8 protein-coding genes and 2 pseudogenes are annotated in these 11906 nt (G+C 59.0%); 5 read left to right on the plus strand and 5 right to left on the minus strand.

Annotated elements, in window-relative coordinates:
- Positions 1–126: 126 nt before the first annotated feature.
- Together VJR68_RS01035 and VJR68_RS01040 are read right to left on the minus strand one after the other, a co-directional pair.
- A complete protein-coding gene (locus tag VJR68_RS01035) occupies positions 127–807 on the minus strand; it encodes a hypothetical protein (RefSeq protein WP_324145690.1) in 681 nt (226 codons plus the stop codon).
- A gap of 10 nt (positions 808–817) precedes the next feature.
- On the minus strand, positions 818–2140 hold the full coding sequence (locus VJR68_RS01040) for an ABC transporter permease (RefSeq protein WP_324145691.1): 1323 nt from the start codon (positions 2138–2140) through the stop codon (positions 818–820).
- Positions 2141–2657: 517 nt separating this feature from the next.
- On the opposite strand from VJR68_RS01040, the gene VJR68_RS01045 reads away from it, so the two are divergent.
- From VJR68_RS01045 to VJR68_RS01065, 5 genes and pseudogenes are all read left to right on the plus strand, one after another.
- Positions 2658–4493: a M61 family peptidase gene (locus tag VJR68_RS01045; protein ID WP_324145692.1), complete on the plus strand. Its 1836-nt coding sequence runs from the start codon at positions 2658–2660 to the stop codon at positions 4491–4493.
- Between the two features lie 157 nt (positions 4494–4650).
- The gene (locus VJR68_RS01050; protein WP_324145693.1) at positions 4651–5025 is read left to right on the plus strand and encodes a BlaI/MecI/CopY family transcriptional regulator; all 375 of its coding nucleotides are present in this window, start codon (positions 4651–4653) and stop codon (positions 5023–5025) included.
- Positions 5025–6572, plus strand: a complete 1548-nt coding sequence (locus tag VJR68_RS01055; RefSeq protein ID WP_324145694.1) for a M56 family metallopeptidase — start codon at positions 5025–5027, stop codon at positions 6570–6572. The genes VJR68_RS01050 and VJR68_RS01055 overlap by 1 nt, the downstream gene beginning before the upstream one ends.
- A gap of 15 nt (positions 6573–6587) precedes the next feature.
- Positions 6588–6695 (plus strand): annotated as a pseudogene (locus VJR68_RS01060) (methyltransferase); the annotation flags it as partial.
- A 293-nt stretch (positions 6696–6988) separates the two neighbouring features.
- Entirely contained in the window at positions 6989–8305 is a 1317-nt protein-coding gene (locus VJR68_RS01065) for a hypothetical protein (RefSeq protein ID WP_324145695.1), read from the plus strand.
- A 235-nt stretch (positions 8306–8540) separates the two neighbouring features.
- Here VJR68_RS01065 and VJR68_RS01070 read toward each other — a convergent pair whose 3' ends face one another.
- From VJR68_RS01070 to VJR68_RS01080, 3 genes and pseudogenes are all read right to left on the minus strand, one after another.
- Complete coding sequence (locus tag VJR68_RS01070; RefSeq protein ID WP_324145696.1) at positions 8541–9104, minus strand: GNAT family protein; 564 nt, start codon at positions 9102–9104, stop codon at positions 8541–8543.
- Positions 9105–9334: 230 nt separating this feature from the next.
- The gene (locus VJR68_RS01075) at positions 9335–11365 is read right to left on the minus strand and encodes a beta-L-arabinofuranosidase domain-containing protein (protein ID WP_324145697.1); all 2031 of its coding nucleotides are present in this window, start codon (positions 11363–11365) and stop codon (positions 9335–9337) included.
- Positions 11366–11717: 352 nt separating this feature from the next.
- Positions 11718–11906 (minus strand): annotated as a pseudogene (locus VJR68_RS01080) (hypothetical protein); the annotation flags it as partial.

Here is an 11906-nt window from a genome sequence, read left to right on the forward strand (position 1 = left end):
CGATGGGGTGACGTCCAGAAGGCCCGCAGGCTGCGCCGCGCGGCTTGAACAGACGGCCAGTCTGCCCTGCGCCACGCAACACACCCTGCGGGCCTTCTGGACGTCATGCCGGGTGCATGGAATAGATCAGAGCATCCCTAGATGCTTGCCCGGGACGCCGGGTACAAACACTGACCACTCCCGCGTCGCCGGGCCGCCCTCGCCGCCACCGGGCCGCGCGAGATGCGCCACCATGCCGGCGACACGATAGTGATACCTGTCCATCCAGAATTCGTGGCCAAGCGGATCTTCGCCAGGCCATAGATGCGCGGCCAAAGCACGCGTTATCCACACGGGCGCGTCCGCCGGAGCAAAATCATTCAACGCACGATAGTCATCCGCTTTAGGCATGTCGCCTGCGACAAGATCGAGCCCCAACGCCTTGAAGCTGCCGGGGCCGCCGACATAGAAATCCACCACGCCACCTGGCTTTCGGTTGGCTGCGTCCAGATGAATGCCCGCGGTACCCGCGTGTTCGCCGAACGGCACCGCGTTGATCACACTGACCGATTGCACGCCTGGAATCCGACCGAGCGCCGACAGCACGCGTGCGTTGAGATCGACCTCATTGCAGTCATCGCAATCGAGCTTGATCTGCGCAAGCGAGGCTTCATCCACCCCGCTTTGGATGTGCATCTGCCCGAGACGGTTGGCGATGAGAAAACACGCATTGCACAACACGGCGCACGCCAGGGCGATTTCCAGCGCGATAAGCAACGTGGCGAGGCGGTGGCGGCGAAGGGCGGAAAGTATCGGTGCCATATGCATGATCCGCTCCTTATAGCGTCTTCAGCTGCAGGGCCGGCGCCACGCGGCTGGCTCGGAACGCCGGCAGCAATCCGGCGAGCAGCGTTGCCGCAATCGCCGCGGCGAACGTCAGCATGAACATGGAGAAATCCAGGTGCACCAGATCCGCATACACCGTCGGTTGCCGGCGCACGATCCATAAGCCCAGCAAGGTCAATAGCCATCCACCCAAACCACCCACCAGACCGACGACGGAGGCCTCCACCAGGCATTGCATGAAGACGGCTGCGCGCGTCGCGCCGAGCGCCCGCCGCACGCCGATTTCGCCGCCGCGATGCAGGAACTTGGCCAACAACAATCCCACCGTGTTGAACAGGCAGATGACCAGAAACGCGAACGCCAGCCATGTCTGCAAGCGCACGTCGCTCGGCACCACGTGGTTGAAATCCAGCCACGCCATCAGGCTTCGCATGCGGGTATTGCCGGCATGATTGAAACGTCCAAGCGCCATTTGCTGGGCGGCGTAGTCAGCCACAAAGCGCCGATACGCAGCTACTTTGGATGCGTCATTCAATTGCACCCATAGACTCACCCATAAACATGGGAAATTCTGCTGGTTGCCAGTCAGATCAGGAGTGCGCCAGCATGTGAATTGCTCGAAATGATTGCGATTGATGTCTTGCCCGGTGGAGAACGGGATCATGATGTCTTCGGGCTTCACGTAGAAGTCCGCCGTATCGCCTTCCGAAAAGCGCCCGCCGGCCACGTCATAAAACAGCGGCGAGGGGCGCCACGGCTTGAGCACGCCCACGATGCGCAGATCGCTGTCGCGTACGCGCAACGTGCGGCCGACACTGTTGGCGCCGCCGAAAAGTTTCCGGTTCAAGTCATCGGAAATCACCACCACCCTCGTCCGGCGCTCGTCATCCGCGGCACCCCACGCTTGCCCGTATAGGAACGGAACGTCGAACATCGGGAAGAAATCTGCCGTCGTCGCCAGCAGCCGTAGTTTCAGCGCCGGGATATCCGCATCGGGGGCCTTGACGCGAATGTCGCCTTTGGCAATGAGCGCCTGCCGATCCGCACGCTTGGCCGACCAGAGATCGATGGCGGAATGAAAATCCATGACGTCGCGAGGCTCATGGTCATCGCCATCGTTGGGATCGGGATCCACCTGCGGATAGAAGATGTGTGCACTGCGCCCAGGCAGCGGATCGCCGGAAAGAATGTGCATCACCGTAAGCGTGGTCATGCTCGCGCCGATACCCACCGCGATCGCCAGCACCATCAAGCCCGTGAGAACCCGGTTGCGCTTCAGGCTTTGAAGCGCCAATAACAGGTAATAACCGAACATCCCTCTCCTTCCTCCGCTTGATCGATGCGTGCGCGTGGGGCGTTGACGCCATGGGCTGGCGACAGGAAGCAGCAAACTGCATGCCATGCAAAAGGAGACCAAAAAAGGCATACGCATCAAGGCCATGTATATGACGTTGCGGTCAGGTGAGTGTCCGCGGACATTCGGGCGGACAGACGGACAAGACTCGTCCAATGTTTGATAGTCGCCATCCATGCGAATCGGCAGCATCGAATATGCTGGCAATAATGTTGATTTGCCATGCCTTCAGCGAAAGGGCTCGCAATGCCCCGCATAGAACGTTAGTGCAATGCGCCGAAAGGGATATATTGTCCCGCCTCTGCACACCGTCCAAATAACAAAAGAGACGCGAAAAATGGACACGGCTTCAAAACCCATCCTCCAAATCCGTAACGTTTTCAAACTTAAACATGCCCCGCTATTACGCCTTGGATTGATGGCTTTAATAACCATCTCGGCAACAAAAACAGGCGCGGCGCAAGTGGGAGTAGGCCCCATGGCCACACCGCCACCGCCCGCTTTGCCCATCCCGCAAGACAAGCCCTTCAAAGACGCCATCGCATTGGCGGTCAATGCCACCGATACCGACCATCAGATTTTTTCGGTACACGAAACCATTCCCGTTCAAAAAGCCGGTGACACCGTGTTGCTCTACCCGGAATGGGAAACGGCAAGCCACGCGCCGACCGCCGGCGCCGCCGAGCTGGCCGGTTTGCTGGTACAGGTCGACGGAGTACGTGCGCAGTGGATGCGGGACCCGGTGGATATGCATGCCTTCCACATCAACGTACCGAACGGAGCCAGATCGATAGCACTGGATTTCCAGTTTCTCGCGCCCGCCAAGAGCCACCTGTTGCGGCCGACAATGATCAATGTGCCCTGGCAGCGTGTCTTGCTCTATCCAGCCGGCTGGTACGTGCGGGATATCCCGGTGACCGCTACGCTGACGTTGCCGCGCGGACTCATCGCTTTCACTGCGCTTGCCTTCCGGGACGTCGACGGCGACACGCTCAGGTTCGATACGGTAACGCTTGAGCAATTGGTTGACGCCCCGTTTTATGCCGGCAGATATACGCGTCAGGTCATGCTCAACGAAAACACTGCCAGACCGGCGCGGTTGGATCTATTGGCCGACGCACCGAAAGACCTCGCCATGACCCCGGATGAAATCGCGCACATGAGAGCGCTTATTTCTCAGGGTCTGACGATATTCGGCACGCCGCCGTATCGCCATTACGACACCATCGTTACCTTGAGCGACGTGCTGTCGCCCGATGGTGGTGGTGGCGGTATCGAACACCTGGAGGAAGGCGAAAACAATCTTCCCGCCGCGTACTTCAGCAACCCGGCGCAACAGCTCAACAATCTCGACCTGATCGCTCACGAATTTGTCCACGCATGGAACGGTCGATGGCGCCAACCCGCGGATTTATGGTCGCCTACTTTCAATCAGCCTGTGATGGGCTCGCTGCTGTGGGTGTATGAAGGCCAGACCGAATTTTGGGGTCGCGTGCTGGCCGCCCGATCAGGCTTGCGCGATCGCCAGCAAACCTTGGACAAGCTGGCGCTGGACGCCAGTATCGTTGCCGATCGCGACGGCCGAAGCTGGAAAAATCTGCAGGACAGCACCAACGACGCCATCTATATGGCCGGGCATCACGTGGCATGGCGCGATTGGCAACGCCGGGAAGACTACTATCCCGAAGGCGTATTGCTTTGGCTGGATGTCGATGCGCGACTGCGTGAGCTGAGCCATGGCAAACGAGGTTTGGATGATTTCGCGCAGCTCTTTTTCAACGTCGACAAAAATCAAACACGCACCTATACCTTCCAGGATGTCTGCAATGCATTGAACGCGATCGTTCCCGATGATTGGGCAGGTTTCCTCAATCGGCATCTCAGCAGCCATCAAGCCAGTGATGCGATTGCCGGGCTTGCCCGCGCAGGATGGAAACTCACGTACAGCGACGTTCCCACCGAAACCTTCCTTCAGGATGAAAAGGAAGCCGGTGTCATCAATCTCGACGATTCGATTGGCTTGCAGGTGGATACGGATGGCGAAGTGCAATCCGTTCGATGGAACGGGCCAGCGTTCCGCGCAGGCTTGTCACCTGGCTCGCGCGTGATCGACGTGAATGGGCAACCCTTCTCCGTAACGGCATTTACAAACGCTGTCCAGACGTCCGCAATAAAACCCTTGCAGCTGCGCGTCAGTATCAATGGCGAGAAGCGTGATGCCGTGATCGACTATCAAGGTCCATTGCGCTATCCGCATCTAGAGCGCATCGCAGGTACGCCTGATCGGCTCTCCGCCTTGCTCGGTCCGCGATAACGTGGGTCGAGTCGGGTCGAGTCGGTTCCGCGCGAGCATTCGCCGCTACCGCGCTTATTCACAAAGCCAAGGTTCCGGGCAACTACTAAATACCTAGTTGACAGCGGACAGGATCGGCCTAGAATCTACTAAGCTCCTAGTAGATTGGTGCCCTTCCATGAAGATTTCGCTTACCGACCGCGAAGCCGATGTCATGCAGGTGTTGTGGGATTACGGTCCCTCCATCGTCTCCGAAGTACGCGAGCGCCTGAGCGATCCGCTCGCCTATACCACCGTACTGACCGTACTGCGCACGCTGGAAGCGAAAGGCTATGTCGGGCATGACGAAGAAGGCCGTGGGCATCGTTATTTCGCCAGCGTGAAGCAGCAGGCCGCACGTAAAAGCGCCCTGCAGCACCTGACCGACAAACTATTCAAGGGCTCGGCAGAGCTGCTCTTTTCGCATCTGGTGTCCGACCAGAAATTGACGCCGGAGCAGATCAAGCGCATGCGGCAACTACTGGCGAATCCATCCGGCAAGGACAAGCCGTGATGTTGGCCATAATCAGCTATGTAGTGATCGTCGGCGTCTTGCTGAGCATCGCTGCGCTGGTGGCCGAATACGCCGCAAAACAGCGTGGCACATCGCGGCGATGGATCTGGATAACCACGATTATCGCCTCGCTGCTGCTGCCGCTGATCATTCCCAATGTCACGGTGCACATGCCTGATCTGATCAAACCGGCGACCAGCGATAAACCGGTTGCGCTGCGCGATATGACGTCGGTACACGTGCCTTTGGCGATGCTTGACCTTGGCATGCCGGATACCGCCGCAAAGGCCCATTGGCTCGACGTTCTTTTTCACCGTCTGTGGCTGGCAATCTCCCTCGCCGTGCTGGCGGGATTAACGCTTAGCGGTTGCCTGCTCTATTGGCGCAAGCGTCGCTGGATGCAGGGCTTCCTTTGCGGCACGCCTTTGCTGATCGCGCCGGATGTCGGGCCCGCCGTGGTCGGCTTGCTGCACCCACGCATCGTCGTACCGGCCTGGCTGCTGGACGAATCGGCCGAGCGCCAACAATTCGTGCTCGCCCATGAGCAGTCCCATCTGGATGCACGCGATCCGCAGATGCTCACTGTCGCGCTGTGCCTGTTGGTGGTCATGCCTTGGAACCTGCCGCTGTGGTGGCAATTTCATCGGCTGCGCCGCGCCATCGAAGTGGATTGCGATGCGCGCGTTCTGCGTGCTGGCCGAGATATGGCGGAGTACTGCGAAACCCTGATTCAAGTCGGCCAGAACCAATCCCGTTACATCGGCGCCGTGGCTGCCATGTCGGAGTCCGGATCATTTCTCGAACAGAGGATCAAAATCATGTTGCTGAAACCAAGGAAATGGGCGCGCCTGTCGGCGCTTGCCATGATGGGTGTATCGATAGCTATGGCGGCATTTGCCGCACAGGTGACGCCGCCGGGTGCGGGCGATGTGCCCGTGAAGCACGAGGCGAGCGTGAGCCCGGCCGTGTTGGCCAAGTATGTCGGCATCTATCAATTCGGCCCGTATGCAGTGATGACGGTGAAGCTGGATGGATCGCAGCTTGAGGCCCAGCTCACCGGGCAACCGTTCTTTCCGATCTATCCGAGCAGCGATACGGCGTTCTTCTACAAAGTTGTCGATGCACATATGGATTTCGTGGTGACTGCGCAAGGACAGGTCGCCAGCATGGAGTTCTATCAGAACGGGCACCACGTCAGCGCAGCACGCATCGACGCCGCTACCGCGCAGCGCCTCCAGAGCACACTGGAAAAAAGGGTGAGCGCCCAGCAGCCCTATCCAGACAGCGAACAGATTTTGCAGATATTGCTCTCTGGAAATGCAGGCTCGCCACGCCTGAGCCCTGAATTGGCTCAGGCCATGCGTGCGCAGCGTTCAGCGACCGAAGCCACCTTGGGCAAGCTTGGCCCGATTACATCGCATGAGTTCGTTGGAGTTAATCCCCAGGGATGGGACAAATACCTTGTTCGCCATGAAAATGGCACAGAAGACGTGAGCTTTGTGCTTGACTCCCGCGGCATCATCGTGGGTGCGCTCCGTCACGAGTAAGCAAGCGATAGGTTTGCGGGCAGGCAGGAAGTCGCGCTGCTACACCAAGCGGGCTTTCAGTCGATTGAATTGTTCTTCGCAGCCTTCACGCTCAAGGGATGGGTTGCTTACGCGCCTTCATGACGGTCGCTGCACGCATCTAAATAGAAACCGCACAACACATCGACGAGTCATCTGCGATGCCGGTTGCGAATGAATACCACCGACGGGCGCTCGATTACCCCGTCCGCGCAGGTCACCGAATCTTTTGCCGCTGCAAATAACATGAGCGCCAACGAGGTGCCAGGAGTTCACGGATCACATGCGGTTGCGAGCCTAGAATGCATCGTCCGACGTTGCGTCAGGTGTCGCGGGGGACGGTGCGTCGGTCATCCGCGTTTGTGACATGGCGGCCGCAATGGCCGAAGGAGAGTGTCATGCAACTTCTCTCGCGTAACCGCGCCCTCGCGGCGCTTGTCTGCCTGTTCGTTGCCGCGTTCGCGGCCCATCCATTGGCCGCTTCCGCGCAAGCATCGCCCGGCACGGTTCTTTTCTGGCGCACCGTGAACGGCACGGTCGGCGGAGTCAATACGCCTGTCAGTTCGGCGATCTTCAGCATCGGCGACGATGGCCTGAATGAGCGACAGCTCACGCCGTACACCACAGGCGAGTTCGACATGCCCGGCATCGGGAACTACATGGGTTTATGGCTGACGAATGCCTTCAATCCGGCCGGGACATACAGCGTGCTCCTTCCGGCGCAATCCACACTCCCCCACTACACCGGGACGCAATATCACGGCAAATACGTCCTCATAAACGCCAATGGTGCGCGCACATCGCCGATCTTTTATGGTCCCGATGACCTGCAACCGCCGAGCGCAAGTCCCAGTCCAAGCTACGGTTCCGTCAGCTGGGGACCCGCCGGTAACGATCAGATTGCCTATGCGAATGTGCCTGACGATCAGTTTGGCAGGCACCCCGCGTGCGTACGCCTGATGAATTCGAACGGCACCAACGATCACACACTCTGGTGCGCCGATCGCTGGAATTATTGCGCACTCGAAGCTATCCGCTGGTCGGGTGATGGAAGCCGCCTGCTGGTCTATGCGGTGCATGCCGATCACATTTACACCTCGGAAGCGGATATCTACCTGATCAATACCACTACCGGTGCCGCAACCTTGATCCAAGCGAATGTCCAAGAGCCCTATACGGGAGGTGGCGTCGGTGATCTCTCGTACGACGGCCATGAGGTGCTCTATGCCATGCTCAAGAACCCGAACGAGCCCGGCCCCTGCAATGCGGCGAGCAACGGGAATATTAGTGGTGTGTGGTGTGCGAAGAACATGCTGACGGGCCAGACAGTCGCGATTGTCGATCCCAGCAACTTGTACCCGTTTCTGCCTAATGGCCAGGCGCTGATCTCGCCGGACGGCAGCCAGGCCTTCGTGACCTCATCCCCCATATCATCTTCGCCTCAGGATGAAGAGATCTTCGCCGTGAAGACTGACGGATCGGGTGTGCGCAAAGTAACCTCACCGTGTGTTCCCCTGTACCCGAACGTATTTTTGTCGTGGCAACCGGTGCGCGTGTCGCCGGATGGCGCGCGGCTCCTGGCCAACTGCAACATCGAAACCACCACCCCGCCTGCGACCGTGGTTCTCACGCATCAGATCAATGTCGTCAACCTTGCCGATGACAGCGCCCGCTTCGTGACCAACGGCGAGGCCTACGACTGGCACGCGCAGTGATGGGGTCCAGTCGACATAGGTGGAAACTCAAGAAGATCTTCGTGCTGAGATGAAATCCTGCAGACCAAGAAGAGGCGCTTAGCTCCAGACTGACATTTGGCGTCAACGTAGTACTCGTAGTGCATATCTCAGATGGCGGGCCAACCACCGAGATGCGAAGTGAGTCTACGTTGGCGTCTCGACCGGAGATTGCCATCGTGGTCTCCTGATTGAGTGCGCCTGGTTGTGACACGGACTATGTGGCTTGGTTCCGGTTCGGTAGCCAATCACTACGGAGCAGGCCATATAAAGCGGTGTCCATGACCTCGCCACCGATGATCCACCGCTCGCGTAAATGGCCTTCACGTCTAAATCCCAAGCGTTCGAGCAACTGGATCGAGGATAGGTTGCGCGGATCAACGTCCGCCTCGATCCGACGCAAGCCGACGTTTTTGAAACCGTGCTCAATCAAGGCGCTGGCAGCTTCGACCATGTAGCCGTTGCCCCAGAACTTCCGGCCGAGACAGAAGCCGATTTCAGCGCGCTGGGAGTGGGCGACGCCATTGAATAGCGCGCAATCGCCAAGCACTTTCCCCGTATCCGCCAGTTCGATAACGCAGGTGACGCTGCTGCCATCATTCAAGGACTGCAATTTGTCTGCAACGCGGGCTTGCGCCTGCCCGATATCCTGCATCGGCAGAAACGAGAAATAGCGCATCGCTTCAGGATCAGACCACACTTCAAAAAAGACGGACGCGTCCTCTTGCCGAAGCGGGCGAAGACGAAGGCGCTTGGTGTCTATGCTCACGGGTTTAAACATATTCGCAGCCATCTATTCCGTTGTTCATGCGATTTTTTCAAGTCATCCCGTCGAGCCGCTTCGCTGGTGCGAAGCGGCTCGACGGGAGAACGAAGCGGCGTCGGTTGGGGTGAGCGTACGCGAACCCCAACATGGATGTCTGCAGCACGCCGATGTTGGGGTTCGGCTTCGCCTCACCCCAACCGTGCTACGTGCGAGATGGGTGTTGCGCTGCGTCCGGAAGCATTCCTTCAACCGAGCGACGGAAATGCGGTAATGCGCAATTTCGCCCCAGCGTAAGGCACCAGCGTGATGGTCTGCGCCGCTTCGTCGGCAGACGGCTCCGCCTTGGCCGGCACCGGCTCTGCATTGCCCTCCTCCGCCTTCCACGCCGGCACGTAACGTCCTTGCAGCGCCAATTGCACCGCGGGCGTGGTGCCCGCAAAAGGCTTCTCGCCGATGGGATGCTCACTCACGGCAACAGCCACATCCGGCTCAATGCCCAGATTCCAGCGCGAGCCGGGATAAACCTGCCAGTCGTTGGTCGGACCGCGCTTGCGCCAGACAACCCAGTTCTCCTTGATCGGCAACGCATAAACCAGGGCGCCGCGAGTGAAGCTGAGAGCGTCGTTATAACCACGTTCGGTTTTTACCGCTGCATCGAACACTACTTCAATGACATCGCCTGGCGCCCAGGTGCGCTCGATGGTCGTAAAGCCCGCAGCCGCCTTGATCGTTTTACCATTGACCGCGATACGCGTGTCTTGCGACCACGCCGGCACGCGCAGACGCAATGGGAATGCCAATGCGCGCTGCGGCCTGATAGTGATGCTCACGGTTTGCCGGAAGGGATAATCGCTAGCTTGTTCAACCACTACCGGCACGTCGCGCACCATCGTATGGACCGTGCACGGCGCGTAGCTCATCGCAGCCAGGCCGCCATCCGCCGTAGCCATCCATAAGCTGTTGGTGAACTTGGGCCAGCCTTGGTGAAAATTTGCCGTGCAGCAACGGAAATTGGGCTCAAGTCCAAACAGGTTCGATTCCGGACCGTCGCTGGTCCATGGCTGGCGATGCAGGCTGCATTCCACCTGATTGGGCTGCTGGTTGTATTGGTGCGCCCACATGTCATCGGTCAGTGCAGCAGGCAGCGCGTTGAAAGCGATACGTTCCAGACGATCGCCCAGCGCGGTATCTCCGGTAATGGCCAATGCCAGCTCCAGCGAATACATGGTCTCGACCACGGTGCACAGCTCCGTGCCTTGCGATGGGCTGCGGCCGGCCAGATGTTCGTCGGCGGAAAACATGCCATTGGGCAAGCCGTGATACGTATCGAGCATCTGCAACTGGCGATGGACCGCATCGCGATCGCCCGCACTGCCGGATACGATCGACCACACCGGCGACGCCTTCAACGCCTGCGCATTATTGACGCCGTGTACTTGCAACCCAAGGTCTTCCATGAAGGCATCCGCACCGCCGGCCTGCTTGCGCAGCGCATCTGCATCCACCTTCTGCGTGAATCGAAAATGCGCAAAAGCACCCTGCCAGTCATAACCTTGTTGCCTGAGCAGTTGCGCCAGCTCAAGCAGCTTGGGATCGCGCGTGCGCTGGTAGAGCCATAGCACGGATACCAGCTCGTCCTGCCAGCGCATGCGCCCCCAATCGCGCAAGGGGCGCGCCGGCATGGCTTGCAACTGATAGTGAAAGTAGCGCGTCATCAAGGGCATCACGCGCGGGTCGTCGGCCAACTCGTGGTACTGCGTCAGCACCTTCAGCATGACCATCCGCGGCCACCAGTCATCGTTGCTCCTGGGGCCGAACATGCCGTTGTCCCACGGATGATCCAGCGTCCAGTTGATAAAGCGCATCGCCTTGGCTTTGAGCTTTGGCGAATCCAATTGCCACGCCAGTGGAACCAATCCATCGAGAAAATACGGGCCGTCTTCCCACGACTCGCCAGTGCCACCCGACCAACCGCTATCCGGCCCCACGATGGGCCAGAACTCGTCCAGGTGACCACCCAAACCACCTGCCTGGATCTGCAATTGCCGCAACAGCCAGCCACCGGGCTTGATCGAGCCGGCCGGCAGCAACGCAAATGGTTGCGGCATCAACGGCGCCTGCGGAAACAGCGGCGCCTGGCCTGCACCGCCTGTCGCTGATGCAGGTGTCGAACCGGCAGTTGCCATAAGCGGACGGAATGTCAGCGCACTCATCGCACCTGCCAAAGCCGCACCTTGCAGAAAGGCGCGCCGGCTCATCGGAGGAAGCTGGGACATGCTCTGACTCTCGGATCGTGAGGCGCCCGAGTGTTGTCCAATCCTCCGACAAATTCAAATCCCGTAGGTAAAAGTGACTAGAAAAGCTCGCGCAGCTCCCATGGCACTCACTTAAGGGCATTTCTATAAATCAACACATCCGTTTCTGAATGCCCGGGATGGCCATCTCGGCGTAGGTTGGGGTGCGAACCCCAACATAGCGTGATGATCGGCATGGCGATGTTGGGGTTCGGACCCCAACCTACGGTTCTGGATTCCAGCCGGTTGCCGCAATGATCGAGAGGCCCGCTTCGCTTGAGAGCCATTTATAGAAGTGCCCTTAAGGATGCTCTGATCTGCCAAGCAACTCTCGCTACAAGAAGCTGGAAAGATCATGGGGAAGACCGTGCACGACGAGCGAACCACCGGTGAAGCGAACGTCATCGGTGACCTCCGGCCCGGCAAAATCCGGCGCGACAAACGACGCCATCGATTCCGATGATTTGAACTCTGCCTCGACCAAGAAAAGCCCGGCGAGTTCGTCCTGAAACTCATCGATGGC

This window comes from Dyella sp., from assembly GCF_035277725.1.
GTDB lineage: Bacteria > Pseudomonadota > Gammaproteobacteria > Xanthomonadales > Rhodanobacteraceae > Dyella_B.

What these genes read in the sequence shown, in the direction of transcription:
- VJR68_RS01050 (WP_324145693.1), top strand. Translation starts at nt 4,651, where the DNA reads ATGAAGATTTCGCTTACCGACCGCGAAGCCGATGTCATGCAGGTGTTG.
- VJR68_RS01035 (WP_324145690.1), bottom strand. Translation starts at nt 807, where the DNA reads ATGCATATGGCACCGATACTTTCCGCCCTTCGCCGCCACCGCCTCGCC.
- VJR68_RS01070 (WP_324145696.1), bottom strand. Translation starts at nt 9,104, where the DNA reads ATGTTTAAACCCGTGAGCATAGACACCAAGCGCCTTCGTCTTCGCCCG.
- VJR68_RS01065 (WP_324145695.1), top strand. Translation starts at nt 6,989, where the DNA reads ATGCAACTTCTCTCGCGTAACCGCGCCCTCGCGGCGCTTGTCTGCCTG.
- VJR68_RS01045 (WP_324145692.1), top strand. Translation starts at nt 2,658, where the DNA reads ATGGCCACACCGCCACCGCCCGCTTTGCCCATCCCGCAAGACAAGCCC.
- VJR68_RS01075 (WP_324145697.1), bottom strand. Translation starts at nt 11,365, where the DNA reads ATGTCCCAGCTTCCTCCGATGAGCCGGCGCGCCTTTCTGCAAGGTGCG.
- VJR68_RS01040 (WP_324145691.1), bottom strand. Translation starts at nt 2,140, where the DNA reads ATGTTCGGTTATTACCTGTTATTGGCGCTTCAAAGCCTGAAGCGCAAC.
- VJR68_RS01055 (WP_324145694.1), top strand. Translation starts at nt 5,025, where the DNA reads ATGTTGGCCATAATCAGCTATGTAGTGATCGTCGGCGTCTTGCTGAGC.